At 72.0% G+C, this 21,050-nt stretch carries 17 protein-coding genes; 7 read left to right on the forward strand and 10 right to left on the reverse strand.

Annotation, left to right across the window (positions count from 1 at the left end; all coding sequences use genetic code 11):
- Positions 1 to 34: 34 nt before the first annotated feature.
- The 3 genes from ACFYT4_RS17660 to clpS form a co-directional block, all read right to left on the reverse strand.
- Positions 35 to 1,405: an amino acid permease gene (locus ACFYT4_RS17660; RefSeq protein ID WP_389269562.1), complete on the reverse strand. Its 1,371-nt coding sequence runs from the start codon at positions 1,403 to 1,405 to the stop codon at positions 35 to 37.
- A 1,040-nt stretch (positions 1,406 to 2,445) separates the two neighbouring features.
- A complete protein-coding gene (locus tag ACFYT4_RS17665) occupies positions 2,446 to 3,045 on the reverse strand; it encodes a DUF2017 domain-containing protein (RefSeq protein WP_389269362.1) in 600 nt (199 codons plus the stop codon).
- Complete coding sequence (clpS, locus tag ACFYT4_RS17670) at positions 3,045 to 3,359, reverse strand: ATP-dependent Clp protease adapter ClpS (protein WP_389269364.1); 315 nt, start codon at positions 3,357 to 3,359, stop codon at positions 3,045 to 3,047. Before clpS ends, ACFYT4_RS17665 begins: the two co-directional genes overlap by 1 nt.
- 136 nt (positions 3,360 to 3,495) lie before the next feature.
- Here clpS and ACFYT4_RS17675 point away from each other — a divergent pair, with 136 nt between their 5' ends.
- Together ACFYT4_RS17675 and ACFYT4_RS17680 are read left to right on the forward strand one after the other, a co-directional pair.
- Positions 3,496 to 4,839 (forward strand): nicotinate phosphoribosyltransferase, encoded by a 1,344-nt coding sequence (locus ACFYT4_RS17675; protein ID WP_389269366.1) that lies wholly within the window; start codon positions 3,496 to 3,498, stop codon positions 4,837 to 4,839.
- 377 nt (positions 4,840 to 5,216) lie between these two features.
- Positions 5,217 to 5,804: an isochorismatase family protein gene (locus ACFYT4_RS17680; protein ID WP_389269368.1), complete on the forward strand. Its 588-nt coding sequence runs from the start codon at positions 5,217 to 5,219 to the stop codon at positions 5,802 to 5,804.
- A gap of 288 nt (positions 5,805 to 6,092) precedes the next feature.
- Here ACFYT4_RS17680 and ACFYT4_RS17685 read toward each other — a convergent pair whose 3' ends face one another.
- Together ACFYT4_RS17685 and ACFYT4_RS17690 are read right to left on the reverse strand one after the other, a co-directional pair.
- Positions 6,093 to 6,401, reverse strand: a complete 309-nt coding sequence (locus ACFYT4_RS17685; RefSeq protein WP_389269370.1) for a hypothetical protein — start codon at positions 6,399 to 6,401, stop codon at positions 6,093 to 6,095.
- A gap of 145 nt (positions 6,402 to 6,546) precedes the next feature.
- A complete protein-coding gene (locus ACFYT4_RS17690; protein WP_389269372.1) occupies positions 6,547 to 8,964 on the reverse strand; it encodes an immune inhibitor A domain-containing protein in 2,418 nt (805 codons plus the stop codon).
- A 383-nt stretch (positions 8,965 to 9,347) separates the two neighbouring features.
- Here ACFYT4_RS17690 and ACFYT4_RS17695 point away from each other — a divergent pair, with 383 nt between their 5' ends.
- Positions 9,348 to 9,671, forward strand: coding sequence for a hypothetical protein (locus ACFYT4_RS17695; RefSeq protein WP_389269374.1), 324 nt, complete (start codon positions 9,348 to 9,350; stop codon positions 9,669 to 9,671).
- A 43-nt stretch (positions 9,672 to 9,714) separates the two neighbouring features.
- Here the strand turns inward: ACFYT4_RS17695 and ACFYT4_RS17700 are convergent, their stop codons facing one another.
- Complete coding sequence (locus ACFYT4_RS17700; RefSeq protein WP_389269376.1) at positions 9,715 to 10,536, reverse strand: RDD family protein; 822 nt, start codon at positions 10,534 to 10,536, stop codon at positions 9,715 to 9,717.
- Between the two features lie 216 nt (positions 10,537 to 10,752).
- On the reverse strand, positions 10,753 to 12,309 hold the full coding sequence (locus ACFYT4_RS17705; protein WP_389269378.1) for an RDD family protein: 1,557 nt from the start codon (positions 12,307 to 12,309) through the stop codon (positions 10,753 to 10,755).
- 507 nt (positions 12,310 to 12,816) lie between these two features.
- Between ACFYT4_RS17705 and ACFYT4_RS17710 the strand changes: the two genes are divergently transcribed.
- Positions 12,817 to 13,299, forward strand: a complete 483-nt coding sequence (locus ACFYT4_RS17710) for an SsgA family sporulation/cell division regulator (RefSeq protein ID WP_389269380.1) — start codon at positions 12,817 to 12,819, stop codon at positions 13,297 to 13,299.
- Positions 13,300 to 13,468: 169 nt separating this feature from the next.
- Here ACFYT4_RS17710 and ACFYT4_RS17715 read toward each other — a convergent pair whose 3' ends face one another.
- Positions 13,469 to 14,845: an FAD-binding oxidoreductase gene (locus ACFYT4_RS17715; RefSeq protein WP_389269382.1), complete on the reverse strand. Its 1,377-nt coding sequence runs from the start codon at positions 14,843 to 14,845 to the stop codon at positions 13,469 to 13,471.
- A 109-nt stretch (positions 14,846 to 14,954) separates the two neighbouring features.
- Between ACFYT4_RS17715 and ACFYT4_RS17720 the strand changes: the two genes are divergently transcribed.
- Positions 14,955 to 16,529, forward strand: a complete 1,575-nt coding sequence (locus ACFYT4_RS17720) for a hypothetical protein (protein WP_389269384.1) — start codon at positions 14,955 to 14,957, stop codon at positions 16,527 to 16,529.
- 98 nt (positions 16,530 to 16,627) lie between these two features.
- On the opposite strand, the gene ACFYT4_RS17725 is transcribed toward ACFYT4_RS17720, so the two are convergent.
- On the reverse strand, positions 16,628 to 17,236 hold the full coding sequence (locus tag ACFYT4_RS17725; RefSeq protein ID WP_389269386.1) for an SAM-dependent methyltransferase: 609 nt from the start codon (positions 17,234 to 17,236) through the stop codon (positions 16,628 to 16,630).
- A 741-nt stretch (positions 17,237 to 17,977) separates the two neighbouring features.
- The gene (locus ACFYT4_RS17730; protein WP_389269388.1) at positions 17,978 to 18,622 is read right to left on the reverse strand and encodes a hypothetical protein; all 645 of its coding nucleotides are present in this window, start codon (positions 18,620 to 18,622) and stop codon (positions 17,978 to 17,980) included.
- 778 nt (positions 18,623 to 19,400) lie between these two features.
- Here ACFYT4_RS17730 and ACFYT4_RS17735 point away from each other — a divergent pair.
- Together ACFYT4_RS17735 and ACFYT4_RS17740 are read left to right on the forward strand one after the other, a co-directional pair.
- Positions 19,401 to 20,414: a hypothetical protein gene (locus ACFYT4_RS17735; RefSeq protein ID WP_389269390.1), complete on the forward strand. Its 1,014-nt coding sequence runs from the start codon at positions 19,401 to 19,403 to the stop codon at positions 20,412 to 20,414.
- Positions 20,414 to 20,968: a GNAT family N-acetyltransferase gene (locus ACFYT4_RS17740; RefSeq protein WP_389269392.1), complete on the forward strand. Its 555-nt coding sequence runs from the start codon at positions 20,414 to 20,416 to the stop codon at positions 20,966 to 20,968. The genes ACFYT4_RS17735 and ACFYT4_RS17740 overlap by 1 nt, the downstream gene beginning before the upstream one ends.
- Positions 20,969 to 21,050 lie beyond the last annotated feature (82 nt).

The following is a 21,050-nucleotide window of genomic DNA, read 5'->3' on the forward strand; positions in this document are numbered from 1 at the left end:
GCGGCTCGGTACCCGCCCGCCCTGGGGGCCGCGGTCAGCCGTCGACGCCCGCCTTCCGCGCGGAGGGCTCGTCCTTCGCGCCGCTCCGGGCGAAGGCCGCGCCCCCGGGGTTCCTCGCCTTCAGCACCAGGTAGGCCACGCCCATGGCGAGCGCCCACAGCGGGGCGACGTACAGCGAGATCCGGGCGTCCTCGTCGATGCCCATCAGCACGACCACCATCAGGATGAACAGCAGCGCGAACCAGCTGGTCCAGGGGGCGCCGGGGGCTTTGAAGGAGGAGTGCGGCAGCAGACCGCGGTCCGCCTTGGCCCGGTAGCGGATCTGGCAGACGAGGATCATGATCCAGGCCCACATGCCGGAGATGGTGGCGAAGGACACGATCTTGTGGAACGCCTCGCCCGGCCACTGGTAGTTGATCCAGACGCCGATCAGCATCAGCGCGGCCGAGAAGGTCGTGCCGACGAGCGGGGTGCCGCTCCGGGTCAGCCGGGTGAAGAGCCGCGGCCCCTGGCTGTTGAGCGCGAGGTCGCGCAGCATCCGGCCGGTGGAGTACATGCCCGAGTTGCAGGAGGAGAGGGCGGCGGTGAGGACGACGAAGTTGACGATGCCCGCGCCCGCCTGGAGGCCCATGGTGTCGAAGGCGGCGACGAAGGGGGAGACGCCCGGCCGGAAGGTGGTCCAGGAGACCACCGACAGGATCATGATCAGCGCGCCGACGTAGAAGACGGCGATCCGCCACGGCACGGTGTTGATGGCCTTGGGCAGGGTCTTCTCGGGGTCCTTGGACTCGCCCGCGGTGACGCCGACGAGTTCGACGGCGAGGAAGGCGAACATCACGATCTGCAGGGTCATCAGGGTGCCGCCGATGCCCTGCGGGAAGAAGCCGCCGTCGTCCCACAGGAGCGACACGGACGCGGTGTCCCCCGCGTCGGAGAAGCCGAGGGTGAGGATTCCGGCGCAGATGAGGATCATGCCGACGATGGCGGTGACCTTCACCATCGAGAACCAGAACTCCAGCTCCCCGAAGATCTTCACGGAGATCAGGTTCGCGCCGTAGAGGACGACCGTGAAGGCGAGTGCGGAGATCCACTGCGGGATGTCGAACCAGTACGTCATGTATCCGGCGGCGGCCGTCACCTCGGTCATGCCCGTGACGACCCAGAACAGCCAGTACGTCCAGCCGGTGACGAAGCCCGCGAAGGGGCCGACGAACTCACGGGCGTAGTCGGAGAACGAGCCCGAGACCGGGCGGTACATGAGCAGTTCGCCCAGCGCCCGCATGATGAAGAAGATGACCACGCCCGCGACGGCGTAGGCCAGGATGAGGCTGGGGCCCGCCTTGGAGATGCCCTTGCCCGCGCCGAGGAAGAGGCCGGTGCCGATGGCGCCGCCGATCGCGATCATCTGGATCTGGCGGGCGCCGAGGCCGCGGTGGTAGCCCTGGTCGTCGGGTCCCGGCGGGCCGCCGCCGGCATCGCGGTGGTGCCCGTCCTCGCTCTCGCGACCGGTGCCGCGCTTGCGGTTGCCGGGTCCGTCGTGTGCGCCGTTCTCATCGTGCTCGCCGACGTGCACCGAGGTCATGGTGTTGCGCCCTTTCTCCATGCCGATCCGGCTCCGCGGCACAGGGCGCGCGGTCACGGATCAGGTCCTGATCCCCCCGGATATGGATGGAGTGCCACCGGCGGTCCGCCGGCCCAAGCGCCGCCGGGGGCGGTGGTGGTGCTCCTGGCGGTCGTGAAGATTTATCACGGTTGCGTGGGAAATCGACGACGGTGACTATGGCACGCGCCACAGGGAGAACCGGACAAAGGACACCCCGGCGAGCACAGCTCACCGGGGTGGTGGCGAGATCGTTATCCGGATTTGAGCGTCCGTTGAGCGAACGTCCACGGGATGGCGCGGGTCGGGCACGGGGTGGGCCCGGGTGCGGTTCCCGCGCGGTTCCGGCGCGGCAGGGGCGCCCGGCGGGGCCTCCGGGGCGGGAAGCGGGCGCGTACGGAGGAGCGGCGGCACGGGTCCGTACGGACACCCACCCCGGGCTCCGGCCCCGCCCCGCCCGTACGCGGGTGCCGGTACCGGTTCGGGCTCCGAGGTCTGTACGGGACCCGCCCCGGCCGGGCGGGTCGCGGCCACGCGGGCCGGACGACACCGCGGACCCGGCCCCGAACGGACTCGGGGATCCGGGACCCGTACGACCCGTACGGCAGAAGCCACCCGGTTTCGCACAGGTGGAACCACGGGGTCTGTACGGGACCCGTACGACCCGTACGGCAGAAGCCACCCCGGGCCGGGCGGGATGCGGCCATCCGGGCCGCACCACACCGCGGACCCGGACCCGAACGGGCTCGGGGATCCGGGACGCGTACGACCCGTACGGCAGGAGCCGCCGGCGCCCGGCGGGCGTGTGCGGCGGCTCCCCCGCCGGAGGGACCCGGGCGGGCCCGTCAGGGCAGGAGCGTCTCGATGAGCGTCTCCTGGAGCATGCCGAGCCAGAGGTAGGCCATCACCATCGGCTTGCGCGGATCCGAGTCCGGCAGCCGGTAGAGCCCGGCGCCCTCGTCGTCCTCGTCGTCGCTGACCTCCAGCCGGGTGCCGATGGTCAGGCGCAGATCGTTGAGCGCGCCGAGCCAGCGCCGGGAGTCGTCGGCCGTGAGCTTCAGCACGGCCTCGCCCTCGCCGTTCACGGTGAGGGAGTCCAGGTCGCGGATGACCGAGAGCGCGTCCTCGCGCTTGCGGGTGCGCAGATCGTTCTCGGTGAAGCGGCGGAACTCCGCGGAGGCGGCCTTCAGCTCCTCGTCCGCGGCGTCCGCCTCGGGGCCCGTGTAGCCGTCCGGGAAGAGCCGGGCGAGCGCCTCGTCGGCGGGAGGCTTGCTCGGGCCCTCGGCGAACAGCGCCGCCAGCGGGTCCTCACCCTCGACGGGCTGGTCACCCGGCCCGATCAGCTCCACCATCTGGACGGCCAGCGAGCGCAGGATGGCGATCTCGACCTCGTCGAGGGTGACGGCCGCGCCACCGCCGGGGACCGCCTCGAAGTGTCCCGGCATCAGGTGCGGTCCTGGGTGAGGGTCGCCCACAGTCCGTAACCGTGCATCGCCTGCACATCCCGTTCCATCTCCTCGCGGCTGCCGCTGGAGACGACGGCGCGTCCCTTGTGATGGACGTCGAGCATCAGTTTGCGCGCCTTGTCCTTGGAGTATCCGAAGTACGCCTGGAAGACATAGGTGACGTAACTCATCAGATTGACGGGGTCGTTGTGGACGAGTGTCACCCACGGCACATCCGGCTCGGGGACGACGGCACTCTCCTCCGCCGACTCGGGGCGTTCGATCTCTGTAGGAGCAACACTCACCCGGTCCATGCTGCCACTCCGGGAGAGGTATCGCACAAACGGCACCACATCTCGTCAGTCTGACGAAATGTGCGGTAACATCTGGCCATGGCTGGATCGCCCGGGGTTCCCGGGCGCCCGAGACGAAAGCGTGAGGCTGAGTGGCGTGAACACTGCGGACCTGGGGCTGCCGGTGGATGTCCCCTCGACGGCGCTCTTCACCGACCAGTACGAGTTCACGATGGTCCAGGCGGCGCTGCGGGCCGGGACGGCGGACCGGCGCTCCGTCTTCGAGGTCTTCACCCGCAGACTGCCCGAGGGGCGCCGCTACGGCGTCGTGGGCGGCACCGGGCGGGTGCTGGACGCGGTGGAGAACTTCCGTTTCGAGCCGGGCGTCATCGGCTTTCTGCGCGAGAAGGGAATCGTGGACGAGCCGACGCTGGAGTGGCTCGCGTCCTACCGCTTCAGCGGCGACATCTGGGGCTACCCGGAGGGCGAGGTGTACTTCCCCGGCTCGCCGATCCTGCGGGTCGAGGGCTCCTTCGCGGAGTGCGTGCTGCTGGAGACCGTGGTCCTGTCAATCCTGAACCACGACTCCGCCATCGCGGCGGCGGCCTCCCGGATGTCCGTCGCGGCGCACGGGCGGCGACTGATCGAGATGGGCGCGCGGCGCACCCACGAGCTGGCGGCGGTGGCCGCGTCCCGGGCCGCGTACGTGGGCGGCTTCGACTCCACGTCGGACCTGGCGGCCGGGTTCCGCTACGGGATCCCGACCGGCGGCACCAGCGCGCACGCCTTCACCCTGCTGCACGACAGCGAGCGCGACGCCTTCCGGGCGCAGGTGGAGTCGCTGGGGCGGGGCACCACCCTGCTCGTCGACACCTTCGACGTGGCCGAGGCGGTCCGCACGGCCGTGGAGATCGCCGGTCCGGACCTCGGCGCGGTACGGATCGACTCCGGGGACCTGCTGCTGGTGGCGCACCGGGTGCGGCAGCAGCTGGACGAGCTGGGCGCGCGCGGCACGAAGATCACGGTCACCTCGGACCTGGATGAGTACGCGATCGCCTCGCTGGCCGCGGCGCCGGTCGACGCGTACGGGGTGGGGACCCAGCTGGTGACCGGCAGCGGCCACCCCACCTGCTCCATGGTGTACAAACTCGTCGCCCGCGCCCGCTCGGCCGACCCCGCCGCACCGCTGGAGCCGGTGGCCAAGAAGTCCATGGGCTCGAAGTCCTCCGTCGGCGGACGCAAGTGGGCCGCGCGCCGGGTGGACACCGGTGGTGTCGCGGAGGCGGAGGTGCTGGGCGCCGGTCCCGTACCGGCGCCGCTGGCCGACCACCAGCTTCTGGTGGAGCTGGTCAAGGGCGGCGAGATCGTCGCCCGCGAGCCCCTGGACGCGGCCCGGGAGCGCCATGTCGCCGCGCGCGGGCGGCTGCCGGTGTCGGCGACCCAGCTGTCGAAGGGCGAGCCGGTGCTGCCGACGGAGTATCTGGCGCTGAGTACCTGGTAGGGGGGTGGCCGATACGGGGTACCCGCGCCCCCGGGCAGCCGCGGCCGGCGCCCCGGCCCGGCCCCGCCACCGGGGCGAACCGGGGTGGCGGACGCGTGAATCCCGGCGCGGTACGTGTGGGACGCGGATCCGGGGGGACGCTCCCGAGCGGAGGGGTGCTCGCGGAGCTCGCCGGTGCCCCGCCGCGTACGCCACTCCCGTGCGGTCACCCGAGGCTCTGGGCTCCGGCGAAGCCGCACACCACCCGTTCCCCACGGGTACCACTCGTTACACGGCATCGGCGGTACCAGCGATATCACCGGTATCACTGGTATCGCCGATACCACCGGGCACCACCGACATTCCCCTATCCCCGACAGCCGCGAAGGACAGCAGCCATGCACCGCGCCTTGATCGTCGTCGACGTTCAGAACGACTTCTGCGAGGGCGGAAGCCTCGCGGTGGCGGGGGGTGCCGAGGTCGCCGCCGCCATCACCGATCTGATCGGGCAGAGCGCGCCCGCGGGATACCGCCATGTCGTCGCCACCCGTGACCACCACATCGATCCGGGTGACCACTTCTCCGACACGCCGGACTATGTGAACTCCTGGCCGCGTCACTGCGTGGCCGGTACGGAGGGGGTCGGCTTCCACCCGAACTTCGCGCCCGCGGTCGCGTCCGGGGCGATCGACGCGGTGTTCGACAAGGGCGCGTACGCGGCGGCGTACAGCGGTTTCGAGGGCGCGGACGAGAACGGGATGACGCTGGCCGAGTGGCTGCGGGACCACGGGGTCACCGAGGTCGACGTGGTCGGCATCGCCACGGACCACTGCGTCCGGGCGACGGCCGTGGACGCGGCCCGTGAGGGCTTCACCACCCAGGTTCTCCTGGACCTCACGGCGGGTGTCGCCGAGGACTCCACCGCACGCGCCCTCGAAACGCTCCGTAGGGCCGGCGTCAAGCTCACGGGCATCCCCGTGGTGTGACCTCCGTGGTCTGACCCCCTGGCTCCGGCCTCCCGGGCCGCGCGAGCGCCCGGCTCCCGGCGGTTCCGCGCCCGTCCGGACCCATCACCCGCGCCGGCCTCCGCGTCCGTCCCGCCTGTGCCGCGCCCGGCCAGCGACCGGACACCGGCCCGGCGGGCCCGTCAGGCACCTGCCTCCCGGCCGTCCGGGCGGGAGGCGGCCCCGGCCGGTCCGCAGGCCCTCCCGTCCGCGGTCCGGCCGCGCTCGCGGGCCCGCCCGCTCCCCCGCGTACGGCTCCGCGGGAGGCCGCTACACCGGGCGGCCCCACCCCAGCGGGTGCCACAGCTCCGCCACCGCTCCCGGAACCGGCTGGGTGCGCCAGAGCAGCCCGTCCGGGTGGTGCAGCACCGCCGTGATCTCGTCCGGCGTGGGCGGCTCCGCGTTCCCGCGCAGATAGACCGCCCGGAGGCCCAGATTCCGTAGCCGCGTCAGCGCTCGCGCGCGATTCGCCGCATGGACGAGAAACCGGGCCGTCCTGCCGTCGTCCATCGGACTGGGCAGGCTGAGAGCGACGACGACGCTGCCGTTCGGCAACTTGCTGAAACCTCCGCCTGGCATGAAAGAACCACTCCCCCGTGAGCTGGCCGGTCGGTGCCTGTGTACGCGTGTCAATAAGAGACTCGCACCAACGCACCTAAACACGATCGGCCGCCGCCCGCTAGAGGGCAACGGCCGATCATGGTTTGACCTGCGAAAACATTGGCTACCTGGTCGACGGACCGACCTTCACGGTGATCGTTTCGCCATTCAGCCGTTCACCCACAATGGAGATCCTGGTGTTGGTGTCAGTTACCTTGACACCGGCCGTCGGGTTCTCGGCGTACCAGTAGACACCCTTGCGGTCGTCGAAGACCGGGTTGCCCCGCTGCGGCGCGATCCGGGTCGGCACATCGGCCCGGTGCAGCGTAAAGCCATCGGTCGGCCGCCGGCTGAAGGTGGAGTCGAACGCCTGGATCCGGTTCCGCATCAGCGTGCCGTCCGCCCACTTCATGGGCCTGGCGTGCGCGTCGACCGGCAGGACGAGCCCCCGGCCCGGGTGGACGCTGGTGTTGTTGTCCTTCTGGGAGGTGTCCCAGAGCCAGATCAGCAGACCGTTCTGGTACGGGTAGTGCTCGACCCAGCTGTCCTTCGGCGCGGTGAAGCCGAAGTTGTACGGGCCGCCCCTCAACGTCCTGTCGTACGACACGTACTGACGGTTCTCGGCGATGTAGTACTGCTCGTAGTCCTTGGTGAAGGACTCGCCGATCCGCGAGAAGCCCTTGGCCGTCCAGCCCGCGTCGTCGCCCTCGGCGCTGTCGGTGAACAGCGCGGTGCCGTCGGCCGTCACCGAGATCCCGTCGGCCGCGAAGCCCTTGCCGCCCGCGCCGCCGTCCGTCTGGTAGCGGAAGCGGAGGTCGATCTTCTGGCCCGCGTACGCGTCCAGCGGATAGACGAGGTTCCGGTACGCGCCCGAGGTACCGGTCAGCGCCGGCTTGTCGGCCGCGTCGCGCGGGATCGGCCCCCCGTCGGCCGTGCCGTCGACGGGCGTCCAGTTGGCGCCGCCGTCCGTGGAGACCTCGGCGTAGAGGTGGTCGTAGCCGGTCTCGATGTCCCACCAGCCCGACAGCGCCAGCGACGCCGACGTCCTGCCGGTGAGATCGACCGGGCGGGACAGGGTGTTGCGGAGGTCGTCGCCCATGTCGCTCCACCACTGCCGGGAGCCCTCGGCGGGCTTGACGACGGTCGTGGTGACGGGCTTCTCCGGCAGCTCCACGACCAGTGCCTGCGGGCGCCTGGTGTTGTACGCGGCCACCCCCAGCTTGTGCGTGGACGGCGTCGCCGCCCTGCCCTTGGCGTAGTCGAGCCAGCCGAGCTGGAGCTTGTCCCAGGCGGTCATGTCCCCGGGCAGATCGCCGATGGAGTCCCTGCCGGTGCCGAGCCAGGAGCCCGACGACATCAGGGTCCAGAAGCCGGTGGAGTTCTCGCCGCGGCCCGAGGTGTCGTAGTGGTCGGGCAGCCCGAGGTCATGACCGTACTCATGGGCGAAGACACCGAGGCCGCCGTTCTCGGGCTGCACGGTGTAGTCGCCGACCCAGATGCCGGTGCTGCCGATCTGGGTGCCGCCGGCCTTGTTGTACGCCGGGCCGGTACTGCCCGCGTCCGTGCCGTACGCGTACCAGCGGTGCGCCCACAGGGCGTCGCCGCCCTGGGCTCCGCCGCCCGCCGACTCGTCCTCGCCGGCGTGGACGATCTGGAAGTGGTCGATGTAGCCGTCGGCCTCGTTGAAGTTGCCGTCGTTGTCGAAGTCGTAGCGGTCCCACTGGTCGTATCCGGCCAGATCCGCCGCGATCCGGGCGTCGTCACGGCCCTGTGCCTTCTGGTCGGCGACCCATGCGGTGACGCCGTCGCGGACGGTGTCCCAGACGTTGGCGCAGTTGGAGTCGCCGCAGTAGTTGGAACCGTAGCGGGCCTCGTTGTAGTCGACCTTGACCCAGTCCGAGACCGCGCCCTCGACCGAGTAGCGGCCGGACGACGTCTTCTCGTAGTAGGTCTTCAGGGACTCCTTCGGCTTGCCGGACGTGTCACTGCCGGTGCCGAAGTAGAGGTCCTCGAAGTGCCGGCGGTTGTAGTCCGCCTGCCAGGCCGTGGAGTTGTCGGACCTGCGGTCCGGGCGGGCGATCGTGTTGTGGAGCGGGCCCGGGGTGCCGCCGTACTTCTTGACGGGCGGCTCGGGGCCGTCGGGACCGTCCGGGTCGTACAGCGTGGTGTCGTCGACCTTGTCGCCGAACTCGACCAGGATCGTGAAGATCCTGTCGGTCTTCTCCCGGCCCAGTTCGACGTACTTCCTGTGGCCGAGCTTCACGACCTTGGACGCGCCGCGCTGCTGCACGGTCGCGTCCCCGGATATGACCTGTTCCAGCGCCGCCTCGCGCTGCTGCTCCTGCTGCTTGCTGAAGGGGCCGTCGAGATCGTGCTCGACCCGCTCCTTCTGCGGCGCCGGGTCCTGGCGTTCGATCGCCGCCGCGGCCGGGGACCCCTGATTCCCCGCCTGGGCGGTGCTGAACGCCGAGGCCGCCACGGTGGTCGCGGCCAGCGCGACGAGCACCGCGGACGCTCTGATCGTCCGTCTCTTAGTGGTCACTTGATGAAAATCCTCCTCCGCGCTCCTGCGCCACGGACCAGAAATTGGTGTTGTCCGGGCGGGAGACCGCGTCTCAAGTGACGGCATTCGACCGTAGTCCCGGAAGAAAAGACAGTCCTTGACTTGAACACACCAACTGCACTATGCAGGAGTCGAGTTCCGGAAACCGGACAGTAAGTGGCCGGAGGCGGGCGCATCGAATGGGTCACCTGTTGGGACGTATGAATCCGTGCGCCCCCAATGCACCGGCGGCGTGCAGAAGGTCACGCTTACCCCCCGTTCCGGCCGGGCATTCAGCACCGTAGAGTCACTTGACAGTGCGACCGCGTTGAGCGACATCCCCGCCCGAAGCCCCCCAGCCTGTCTTGAGGACGGATACCGTCATGCCGCGTCCGACTGCCGCACAGCTCGCCTCCGGTTCGGCCACCGTCGTCTTCTCGGCGCTCGCCCTGCTGCTGTTCACCCGCACCACCCACGCTCTCGGTGTCGCCGCCATCGGTGTCGCCTCGATGGCGCTCGGCCTGCTGGTGGCCACCGCGCTGCCGATGAGCCGGGCGGTCCGGGCGTCGCACCGGGTCCGGCCGGACCGTGTCCCCGCCCCGCCGGCGGCGTCCCCCGACGGGCTCGCCACCCGGGTGCCCGGCCCCCGCGCGCACGCGGCGGCGGGAGCCGAGGCCAGGGTCGGCGAGCACTCGCTGGGCCGTTAGGGCGTCCCGTCCGGCTCCTGCCGGGCTCGCGTGCCCCTCCGCTTCACTGCTGGGGCACGGTCACCACCACCGTCTTGGCCGCCTTGTCGTGCAGCCCCTGCTTGTAGGGCTTGTCGGTCAGGATCGTGATGATGATGACGATCCACCACAGACAGAAGCAGCAGACCAGCGCCGGCACCCAGAGCACGGCCGCGCGCATCAGCGACGCGCCCGTGTCCGGGGTGCTGCCGTCGTTCAGCATCGCGACCCGGATGTTCAGCAGGCGCTTGCCGATGGTCTGGCCGTGCTTCTTCACCATGAGGGTGTCGTAGCCGACGTACGCGATCAGCGAGACCAGCGACCACAGCCACTGGCGGCCGGTGTTCACCTGGTTGGCGATGTCGTCCCAGCTGTCGCCGCTGTTCGCGCTGTTGTCCCAGCCGCCCGCGAGCAGGGAGATCAGGAACAGCGGGACGAAGATGATCAGGGCGTCGATGACCCGGGCCGCGAACCGCTTGCCGAAGTCCGCGAGCGGGGGCATTCCGGCGAGGGGGTCGGGGGTGCCCCCGTACGGTCCGCCGCCGTAGGCGTTGGGGTCGTACGGGGGAGGCGTGCCGCCCGCCCCGCCGCCGTACGGACCGCCCTGGCCGCCCTGCCCGCCGTACGGGCCGCCCTGGCCACCGCCGTAAGGAGAGCCCGGCGGCGGACCCCCGGGCGGACCCGGCGGCGGGCCCTCGGGAGGCTGTTCCGGTCCACTGCCCTGCCCACTGCCTTCTCCGCCCTGTCCTCCGGGCGGGGCGGGCGGTTTCTTGAAGGGGTCGTTCCCGGGGGGCCGGCCGGATTCCGGGTCCCCCCATCCGGACGGCGGTGGCTGATCGTTACTCATGAGGGCAGTGCACCCCGCGCCCGGAGCCCCCGCAAAAGCTCGCACGCCGTTCGGGCGAACGCCCGCTGATGACCGGTCAGCCGGGGCGCCGCCGGGAGCGGGCGGGGGCCGGGCCGCCCTGGGGCCACCATCGGCCGACGGGAGTCCGGCCGACGGGGGTTCGGCCGACGGGGGTTCGGCCGACGCCCCCCGGCCAGGGTGCCGGAACCGGCGGGGTCAGCGGGCGGGCCGCCGGGTGACGAAGGTGTGCGCGGCCTTGTCGTGCCAGCACTGCCGCCACGGCCGGTCGACCAGGCACCAGAGCACATTGACCACGCCGACGACGATCAGACCGAGCACCGAGTAGACCAGCCAGCGGCGCAGGGCCGTCCCGAACGACGGGGGCTCGTGCGACTCGATGTCCACCACCGTGAGCCCGCACAGCTTCTTGCCGAGCGTACGGCCCCACTTCGCGGTCGGCACCGCCTCGTACAGCGTCCCCAGCACCAGCAGCGCGCCGAGGACGATCGCGAGATGCACGCCGGTGGTGCCGTCCAGGAGCCAGACCGTGACCGTCTCGCCGGACTGCTTGGCCGCCTCGATCTTCTCGTCGATGTGGGCGACCGTCCGGGACAGTACGGGCACGGCGACGGCCCCCACGAGGGCGCCGAGCACCACGCTGTCGATCAGCCGGGCGACCAGCCGCTTGCCGAGCGGCGCGGGCCGGGCGGCGGCCTGCGCCTGGGCGGCCCGGAGGAAGGGGTCGTCGGCCGGGGGCTTCCACGGCACGACGGGCTGCTCCCCCTCGGGCCGGGCGAGCCGGTGCACCTCCTGCGCCCACGAGGCCGAGCCTCCGCCGGGGCCGGGGGTGACGGGGTCGGGCTGCGCCGCCCGCGGTTGCTCGGGCACCTGGGGCTGTGCGGGGGACGGCGTGGGAGCGGGAGCCGGCGGAAGGGGCGACGCCGGTCCCGCGCCGGGGGTCATGGACCGCACGCTCAGCGCCTGTTCGGGCTGCTGCCCGGCGGCGGACCGGGGGCCCTGGGCGCGGATGGTGACGGTGTGCTCGGGAGCCGCGCCCGCACCGGATGCCGGGGGCCGCTGCACGAGGGCGGCGGCCTCCCGCTGCGGTCCCGGCGCCGCCGACCGTACGCCGGGCAGCGCGCCGCCGGACGGATCGGCGGACGGTGCGCCGCCGGACGAGGAGGCGCCCTGGGGCGGTACGCGCGGATCGGCGGAGGGCGCGGCCGGCTCGGGGCCGCCCCACGCGACCCGGTTGTCCCGCTCGCCGCCGAACCCGGTCTGGCGCGAGGTGGTGGCCTGCCAGGCGGTGGCGGGTTCCGGCCGGGACGGCTGGTCGGACGGCTCCTCGTCGAGGAAGACCGGACCGGTCTCCTCCAGGCGCGCGGGCGCGGGCGCCGCGGCGGCGGGTGTCGACGGCGTGGCGGGCGTGGGCGTGGCGGGCGTGGCGGGCGTGGCGGGTGCGGGAGTCCGGGCGGACGCGGAGGGCTCCGGGGTCCTCGCGCCGGGCGGGGGCGGGTTCGTTCCCGGCGCCGGGGTGCGGTCGGCGGCCCGGGCCGGGGCGGCGGACGGGGCTGCGGACTGTGCCGGGGCCCGGTCGGCGGCCGCCCGGCCGGATGTCACGGCCGCCGCGTCGTCGTCCTTGGGCGCGGGACGGCTGGTACCCGGCACCCAGGCCGCACCGTTCCAGTACCGGACATATCCCGGGATGGATGGATCCGGATAGTAGCCGGGCGTCGGACTGCCGTCGCCGCCGTGCGGGGTTGGGGCGCTCATCACCGGTCCCGTATCTCCTCGCGAGCCTTGTTCAAGGCTCCACATCTATCAGACCCTCACACAACCCCGGGCCCGTCCCGGAGTAACGGCCACTTTCCGGTATGTTCCCTCACCCTCTTACGGTGGCTTCGCCGCACCTCTCCCTTCTGTCTCCCCTTGTCTCGTGCCGTCCTGGCCGTCGCTTCCGTCGCCCTCTCCGGCCGACGCCCCACGCGCCCCGCACCCACCTGCCCACCGTCCGCCGCCGCCCGCTGCTCCCCGTCCGCCGCCGCCCGCTGCTCCCCGTCCGCCGCCGCCCGCTGCTCCCCGTCCGCCGTCGCCCGCTGCTCCCCGTCCGACTGCCCTCCGCCCGCCCGCGGCGGAACTCGGGCCTGACCATGGGCCCGAGCTTTACGGAAAGTAGTCCGAAAAAAGTCTCCCGAAGTCGCGTAATGAACCGCCACGGGCCCGCTCTCTCCTGGCAGGACCCACACCGGGTCCGTACGGACATAGGGGAGAGAACCTGTCATGCACTCCGTGGTGGAACGCGAACTGGAACTGAAACTGGTGCTGTCGCCGGAGCTGAGCATCCCGGTGCCCGCGCGGCTGGCCTACCGTACGGACGACCCGTACGCCGTGCACATCACCTTCCACATCGGCTCCGACAACCCCGTCAAGTGGACGTTCGCGCGCGAGCTGCTGGTGGAAGGGGTGTTCCGGCCTTGCGGGCACGGCGATGTGCGGATCTGGCCGACCAAGGCGGAGGGCAGGAGCGTCATCCTGATGGCGCTCAGCTCCCCCGACGGCGACGCGCTCCTCGAAGCGCCGTCCGCCGTGGTGTCGGCGTGGCTGGAGCGGACGCTCCGGGTGATCCCGCCGGGGTCGGAGACCGCCGCGCTCGACATCGACGACGGGATCGCCGGGCTGCTCGCGCACCACCCCGCCGACGGACGCTGGGCACGGGGGCCGATTCCCTTTCCCTCGGACGAGTTCCCGGACGGCGATGCCTGAGAGCGCGCGGCCGGGCCCTCCCCCTGCCTCTCCCGGCGGGGACCCGGCCGTCCTGCCCGGGTCGCCGCCCGGTCCGTACCGGCTGGGTCACCCGGTCCGTACCGGCGCCGGCGCCCGCGCGTGGCCGGACGGGCCAGGACCCGCCCGGCCGAACGGCCCGGGCGCCCGCTCAGAACAGCTTGCCCGGGTTGAGGATGCCCAGCGGGTCGAACGTGCGCTTGATGCCCCGCTGCACCTCCACGCCCACCGGGCCGAGTTCGCGTGCCAGCCACTCCTTCTTCAGGACGCCGACCCCGTGCTCGCCCGTGATCGTGCCGCCGAGTTCCAGACCGAGGGCCATGATCTCGTCGAAGGACTCCCGGGCGCGCCGGGATTCGTCCGGGTCGGTGTGGTCGAAGCAGACGACGGGATGGGTGTTGCCGTCGCCCGCGTGGGCGCAGACGCCGATGGTGAGGCCGTACTTGCCGGCGACGGCGGCCGTGCCCTCGATCATCGCGCCCAGCCGGGAGCGCGGTACGCACACGTCGTCGATCATCGTCGCCGACTTCACGGCCTCCAGGGCGGTGAGCGACAGCCTGCGGGCCTGGAGGAGGAGTTCGGACTCGGCGACCGTGTCGGCGGGCACGACCTCGGTGGCGCCCGCGGCCGTGCACAGCTTCCCGACGGCGGCCAGGTCGGCCGCCGGGTCGGGGGTGTCGAACGCGGCCAGCAGCAGGGCCTCGGTGGAGTCGGGCAGCCCCATGTTCGCCAGGGCGTTGACGGCGCGGATCGTCGTACGGTCCATCAGTTCCAGCAGCGACGGGGTGTGGCCGCGCTCCATGATCGCGCAGACGGCGTCACAGGCCGCCGCCGCGCTCGGGAACTCGGCCGCCAGCACGAGCTGCTCCGGCGGCCGGGGCCGCAGCGCCAGCACCGCCTTGACGACGATGCCGAGGCTGCCCTCGGAGCCGACGAAGAGCCGGGTGAGGTCGTATCCGGCGACGCCCTTCGCGGTGCGGCGGCCGGTGGACAGCAGCCGGCCGTCGGCGAGGACGACGTCGAGACCGAGGACGTACTCCGCCGTCACCCCGTACTTCACACAGCACAGTCCGCCCGACGCGGTGCCGATGTTCCCGCCGATCGTGCACGTCTCCCAGCTGGAGGGGTCGGGAGGGTAGGAGAGGCCGTGCTCGTTCACCGCGCGGGAGAGCACGGCGTTGATCACGCCCGGTTCGACGACGGCGATGCGGTCGACCGGGCTGATCTCCAGGATGCGGTCCATTTTCGTGAGCGAGAGCACGATGCAGCCGTCCGAGGCGTTGGCCGCGCCCGACAGGCCGGTGCGGGCGCCCTGCGGGACGACCGGCACCCGCAGGGCGGTGGCCGTGCGCATCACGTGCTGGACCTGCTCGACGGTGCGCGGCAGGACCACGGCGGCGGGGGCGCCCGCGTCGCAGAAGCTCGCCATGTCCCGTCCGTAGGAGGTCATGACGTCCGGGTCGGTGATCAGGGCCTCGGCGGGGAGCCCGGCGCGCAGTCGTACGAGGAGTTCCGCGGGATCGTCCATGATCCCAGCGTCGCACCCGGGGCCATCGGTGTGAACCCGTCCCCCCTTCCGCCGCACAGGGCGGGGAGCGTTCTTCGTACCGACGTCAACCTGACGCACAGTGATCGTCATGAACGGCGAAGTGTGGAAGAACGCGGCGGTCGGCACGCTCGTCGCCGGGGCCCTGGCCACCGGGGTCGTCGTACTCGTCCCCAGGGATGAGCCGGCCCCGCCGCCCTCACCGGGAGCGGCCGCGCGGGCCAGGGCCGCGGCGGGTGCGGGTGCTCCCGCGTCGCTCGCGGATCTCGGCGCGCTGATCGCCGACCGGGAGCGGTGGCTGGCGAAGCACCCCCGGGACGAGGAGTCCTGGGCGGTGCTGGGCGCCGCGTACACCGAGCGGGGAGTGCGGCTCGCGGAGTGGACCGCGTATCCGAAGGCGGAGAAGGCACTGCGGCGGTCGCTGAAGGTCATGCCGGGCGAGAAGGGCAACACCGAGGCGCTGCTCGGGCTCGCGGCGCTCGCCAACGCGCGCCAGGACTTCCCCGCGGCACGCGGCTTCGCCGAGCTGGCGCGGAAGCAGCGGCCGCGCCGGTGGACGGTGTACCCGGTGCTGATCGAGACGTACAGCGGGCTCGGCGACCACAAGTCCGTCGGCAAGTCGCTGGACAGCCTGCAGAAGCTGTACGCCGGTTCGCGGGCGCGGGCGGTGTCCGCGCAGGTCTACCGCGACCGGGGCTGGCGTGAGGACGCGGCGGCGAACGCGTACGACGCGGTGGGCGCCGCGCAGGGCCCCGCGGAGAAGGCGGCCGCGCTGTGGCGGCTCGGGGAGCTGGCGTGGGAGCGGGGTGAGCCGGCGGAGGCGGTGGACAGCTACAGCGTGGCGCTGCGGCTGGCCCCCGACCACCATGTGGCCTTGGCGTCCCGGGGGCGGGCGCTGGGGGCGCTCGGCCGCTCGAAGGAGGCGTTCCGCGACTACCAGGCGGCGCTGGCGAAGATGCCGCTGCCGGAGTACGCGCTGGAGGTGGCCGAGCTGTACTCGTCGCTGGGTCTCGACGGGGGCGCGGTCAGCCAGTACGAGAGAGTGCGCACGTCCGCGGAGGAGGCGGCGGAGCACGGGGTGAACGTGGAGCTGGTGCTCGGCCGGTACGAGGCGGATCACGGGGATGCGGACGCGGCGGTCCGCAGGCTGCGGGCGGAGTGGGACCGGGGGCGGCACAGTGTGCAGATGGCGGACGCGCTGGGGTGGGCGCTGTTCCGGGCGGGCCGGGCGAGGGAGGCGCTGCCGTTCGCGAGGCGGGCGACGAAGGACGGGCCGCGGCGTCCGCTCTTCGCCTACCACCGCGGGGAGATCGAGCGGGCTCTCGCGCTGGACGGCCCCGCCCGGCGCCATATCGCGGAGGCGCTCCGCATCAACCCCTACTTCTCTCCGCTCCTCGCGCCCGCGGCACGCAGGACGCTGGCGGCTCTGGGGGAGCCGGGGGAAGGGGGACCGAAGGGGATGACGGGGAGAGAAGGGGAGGGCGAGGGCGGGGACACGAGTGGGGCGCCGGGAGCCCCGGGCGCGGCGGCAGGCGCTCCCGGTACGGCGGGTGCTTCCGGTACGGCGGCGGGTGCGGCGGGTGCTTCCGGTACGGCGGCGGGTGCGGGTGCGGGTACTCCGGGTGCGGGCACCGTTGCCCGGGGCACGGGTACGACCCGCGAGTGAGGCCCCCGAAGCCCCCTCTCGGGGCCCTTCACAACGCCCTGACCTGCACTCGCCCACCGCTTCGGCCCGCCTCGGCCCACCAGGCGGAAGCCACCCCGCTACCGCGCGTCCTCGCCGGTCGGCAGGGCACGGTCGACGAGGTGCCGAAGCCGGTCGTCCAGCACCTTCGCCGCGTCCGGCGTACAGGTGGCGAGCGCGACCATGCTCGTCACGATCACGTCGCACAACTCCTTGTGGACGTCGTCCCAGGTGTGGGACTCGCCCTTGCGGGGATTGGCGCCCATCACACCGTGCACCGCCTCGGCGACCTCTCCGTACTCCTCGCCGATCTTGAGTACGCGCAGGAGACAGCGCTCCCTCTCGGTCTGACCGCCGGCGTTCTCATCGAGCCATCCACGGAGCCGGTAGACCGGCTCCCAGGTGTTCGCGTCCATCGTTCTCCCACTGGCCGGTAGCAAGGTCTGCGCAGGTCTGCACAGGTCCGCGACGACGGACCGGACGCCGTCTCCCCCGCCGAAGGCGTTGAGGTGTGCCACGACCATCGGGTCGTGATCGGCGTACAGCACACGGGACCGGCTGCCGCGGTGCTGCCGGAAAATCCTATGCGTGGCGGGGGTGGTGTGCGGAGGCGGACCGGGGCCGGTCTCCAGCACCTGACGGATGACCGGCTCTCCGGCACGAAGCGCATGGCGCGGACGTGGAGGCACGGTTCGCGCGTGCCGAGTCGCTCACGGGGAGCCCAGGTGGGCCAACAGCCGCACCAGGCGCTCGTCGGCGATGTACGCGCCCCCGGCCTCCGGTTCACCGAGGGCCGCGTGATTGAGGCGGGCGGTACTCACTGGGCGGACGATGCTCACGGGGAGAAGGCTCACCGGATATTCCTTCGGGGGCGCAGGTGGCGTACTCCCCGGGCACGGGGCCCGGGACGACTGCGGGCGCGTCCTCGGGGCAGACGTAGCGACCGCGCCCCGCCTCGACGGGCGCGACCGTGATCCGTTCGCAGACGCAGCAGACCTCGGCCAGAGCGGGCGGCAGGTCGGCGAGCAGGCTCTCCAGGGTCATCCGGGCCGTCCCGGGACGTCCGCCATCTGCTGAAGGGCGATGCCGTGCGGGGCGATGTACAGGGGTGAGCGACGGGGCCTCACGACGCGCAGCGGGAGCGTCGTCTCGGACAGCTCCCGGAAGTACGCGCGGGCCTCCTCCTTCGTGGGACTCGTCCAGGGGCGGGACCACGGGCTCCCGGGCCCCGGCGGCACCGGGACGGGCAGGGTGGCTCGGGTCCGGGTGCGGTGACGGCCGACCCGGTGGCGACGGTGGGACAGTAAGCGGACCAAGCGGGCGAACCGTCGGGCAAGGGCATGCGGCATGGCTGATCCAGTTCCTCGGAAGGCCGACCGGTCCGGGCGTCCGGACACCGGGCCGGGACGTGCGACGCGGGCGGGGAGTCTCTACGGTTCGGGCTCGGCCTGCGGCGGCTCGGCGAGGCCGAAGCTGTGCGCGCCGGGGTGCAGGGCATACAGGTCGCACGCCTGTTCCTGGGAGCCCGTCCCCTTCAGGGCGGGGCAGTCGGGCCGCAGCAGGAGCCGGTGCCGCCCGGCACCGTCCCACTCGGCCCACACCTCACCGGGCCGGGGGTCGTCGAGGTGGCGCACTCTGCCGCAATGAGGACCGGCATGGGCCTCCATGAGACACCGCGGACTCACGCAGACCGACGGGGGCTCGTCCTCGGTGACGAGGTCGACCGCGTGCTCAACGATCTCCGCCGGCAGCACGGTCCGCGCACCGCAGATGGTCCGTAAGGCATCAACGCCGGCCGGTTCGTCGGTGTCGCCCACCCCGGAGGTGGTCCCCACCCCGGAGGTGGTCCCCGCCCCGGCAGGTCGCCACCGCTCCGGCAGCACGGAGGCGACGAGCCGGTCGACGGCGTCCACCCGGAGTATCCCGACATACACGAACGCCCGGGCAGGGTGCACCACCGGACGGATCGGAGTCCAGTCCCGCTCCGGCACACCGACCTCACGCAGCGCCGCCCGAAGGCCCTCCGCCGCGCGCCCCGCGTTGTCGCGAGCCGCCTTCCACGTGTGGAGGTCCATCAGATCCTCCGCTCGGGCCGGGAGTTGGCCTCCCGCATGCGGGCCCGCAGATCCCGTATCGTCGGCGAGTCCGACCCCACCTCTTGCGGCTCCGTTCGCCCCTCGGCGGCAGGCGCGTCCGGACACACCGGCCGTCCACAGGTACACGGCGGCCACCACAGAGCCGACCGCACGGGCGGCTCACCCGACTCGGGGGATTCGAGGCTCACCAACGCCCTCACCGTCCGGTCGTCGGCACGGCAGCAAGAACCGCTGCCGGTTCTGGAATGTGTGTGCTCGGCATTGCTCGACGCCCCCAAGCTGGTCTATTGCGACAGCCAACGGTTGGACTCACCTCGTCGGCTTCCTGATATACGAGCCAACTACCGGGCAATGGGCGCCGCCGGACGTTCAGACGGACTTTGGGCCGGACTTTTCACCGCAAGCGGTCTTTCCATCCACCCCAGGACCGCTACGGTCAGTGCGACCAGATCACCGGGGGTTACGGGTGGACCTGACATCCTTCGAGCGCGCATGCATCACGCACGGCTGGGAAAGGCCGGCGGACTTCTTACGGGCATTCCAGGCGGCTGCGGACGTTCTCGGTGAGGCGGTCACACTGACCGACCGCCAGTACCGCCGCTGGCGGCAGCCCGCGCCACCGGCGCCCAGGGCACGTGCCTGGCGAGTGCTGCACACCATGTTCGGCGTCTGCCCGAGCCAACTCGGCTTTCCCGGGCCCCCGCCAGGTGCAACGGTGGGGGGTGAACCTTTCACCGCAGAGAGAGGTACGCCTCCCGTGGACAGACGCGCATTCCTTGCCGACTCCCTCGGCGCAGCCGCGGCCGTACGCCTGCCCGCACACGTCCGGCCATTAACTCCGCCTGGGAACTCCGGTGCCGTCGGCACAACCCATCTCGTCGAGCTCCGTGAAGGACTGCGCTCCCTCTACCATCTCGACGATGCCTACGGCGGCACAGCCGTCCGCTCGCTGGCCATCCGGCACCTGCGCCGCGTCCGCCGAGTCATCAACACCGGCAAGTACCCCGACACGATCGGCCGTCAGCTCCAACTCTTGTCCGGGGAGATCGCCGGATACTGCGGCTGGCTGCACTTCGACGCAGACGACCAGGACAACGCCCGCCGATACTGGGGCGAAGCCCTGACCACAGCAACCGTGCTCCGGGACGCCGATCTCGAAATCCGGGTCTTCTCCCAGATGAGCTTGCAGGCGACCTATGAAGGCCGGGCACGTGACGGCCTCGACCTGGCACGCGCCGCCCAAGAACGCGCCACCAGCCTCGGCTCGCCGGTGCTTCAATCCATCAGCGCCACCCGGGGAACTCGCGCTCTGGCCCTGATGGCCGACGGCACGAGGGCCCGCCGACGCCTGGCCGACGCCATGCGCCTCCTCGACCGCAACGGGCGCGGGCGCCCCTCCCCCGAATGGGCGGCCTTCCACGGGCCGACGGAACTGGAATACGCCCAAGGCCTCCTCTACGCCGAACTCGGCAACCACCAGGCCGCCACCCAGTTCCTCCGCGCCGCACTGGCCCACCAGGAGAGCAGCTACGGCCGCAACCGTGCCCTCTACGGGCTCACCCTCGTCCGCAGCCTGATCGACGCTGGGGAGGTCGACGAGGGCGCTGCCCGCGCAGTAGAAGCCCTGGAACACCTGGAAGAGGTCGAGTCCGGCCGCGTCATGCGACGACTGGCCGAGGTGGCCGGGGCACTGCGACACGTCGACGCAGTCTCAGCCAGAGACGCGGCCGAGCAACTGACCCAGTACAGCAAAGCGAAGGGAGCGGCGTGATGCCCGACCTGACGTTTGAGCGCCACGAGGGCCAGGAGGCCGCCGCCCGGCTCGACGACTTCCTCCCCGCCTACGAGGAGGTGTACGCCGAGCCCCCGTACCTGGAAGGCCCCGGCGATGTCGCGCAGTTCATCGACCACTACGTCCTTCATGTGCAGCGGCCGGGCATGCGCCTGGTCATCGCCCGGGACGGCGACCAGGTGGTCGGATTCACGTACGGATACCTGCTGCCTTCCGACACCGGTTGGTGGAGCAGCGTGCAGAAGCCGTTGCCTGCGGACTTCACGCAGGAGGACGGGGCCCGCACGTGGGCGGTCCTTGAGCTCGCGGTCCGCAAGCTGTGGCGTCGGCGGGGCGTGGCCGCCGGTCTCCATGCCGCGCTGCTGGAGGGCCTGACCGTGGAGCGGGTGACACTCACGGTGCGGCCCGAGCCTGAGGCGGCCCCGGCTCAGGCCGCGTACGTGTCATGGGGGTACCGCGAAGTCGGCCTGTCCCACCCTTGGGAGGAAGCCCCGTTCTACACCGCGATGGTCCTCGAACTGGGCGACCAGTAGGGCGAACGGTCAACGCTCTCGTTGTCGACGGTGGTCTGCGCGATCACGACCGTCGACGTGCCGGCCCTCCTTCGCTCATGGG

Source organism: Streptomyces sp. NPDC004609, assembly GCF_042873655.1.
In the GTDB taxonomy this organism is placed as follows: Bacteria; Actinomycetota; Actinomycetes; order Streptomycetales; family Streptomycetaceae; genus Streptomyces.

What these genes read in the sequence shown, in the direction of transcription:
- ACFYT4_RS17685 (WP_389269370.1), bottom strand. Translation starts at nt 6,401, where the DNA reads ATGCCAGGCGGAGGTTTCAGCAAGTTGCCGAACGGCAGCGTCGTCGTC.
- ACFYT4_RS17680 (WP_389269368.1), top strand. Translation starts at nt 5,217, where the DNA reads ATGCACCGCGCCTTGATCGTCGTCGACGTTCAGAACGACTTCTGCGAG.
- clpS (WP_389269364.1), bottom strand. Translation starts at nt 3,359, where the DNA reads ATGGACCGGGTGAGTGTTGCTCCTACAGAGATCGAACGCCCCGAGTCG.
- ACFYT4_RS17700 (WP_389269376.1), bottom strand. Translation starts at nt 10,536, where the DNA reads ATGAGTAACGATCAGCCACCGCCGTCCGGATGGGGGGACCCGGAATCC.
- ACFYT4_RS17715 (WP_389269382.1), bottom strand. Translation starts at nt 14,845, where the DNA reads ATGGACGATCCCGCGGAACTCCTCGTACGACTGCGCGCCGGGCTCCCC.
- ACFYT4_RS17720 (WP_389269384.1), top strand. Translation starts at nt 14,955, where the DNA reads ATGAACGGCGAAGTGTGGAAGAACGCGGCGGTCGGCACGCTCGTCGCC.
- ACFYT4_RS17660 (WP_389269562.1), bottom strand. Translation starts at nt 1,405, where the DNA reads ATGATCGCGATCGGCGGCGCCATCGGCACCGGCCTCTTCCTCGGCGCG.
- ACFYT4_RS17730 (WP_389269388.1), bottom strand. Translation starts at nt 18,622, where the DNA reads ATGGACCTCCACACGTGGAAGGCGGCTCGCGACAACGCGGGGCGCGCG.
- ACFYT4_RS17710 (WP_389269380.1), top strand. Translation starts at nt 12,817, where the DNA reads ATGCACTCCGTGGTGGAACGCGAACTGGAACTGAAACTGGTGCTGTCG.
- ACFYT4_RS17695 (WP_389269374.1), top strand. Translation starts at nt 9,348, where the DNA reads ATGCCGCGTCCGACTGCCGCACAGCTCGCCTCCGGTTCGGCCACCGTC.
- ACFYT4_RS17665 (WP_389269362.1), bottom strand. Translation starts at nt 3,045, where the DNA reads ATGCCGGGACACTTCGAGGCGGTCCCCGGCGGTGGCGCGGCCGTCACC.
- ACFYT4_RS17705 (WP_389269378.1), bottom strand. Translation starts at nt 12,309, where the DNA reads ATGAGCGCCCCAACCCCGCACGGCGGCGACGGCAGTCCGACGCCCGGC.
- ACFYT4_RS17740 (WP_389269392.1), top strand. Translation starts at nt 20,414, where the DNA reads ATGCCCGACCTGACGTTTGAGCGCCACGAGGGCCAGGAGGCCGCCGCC.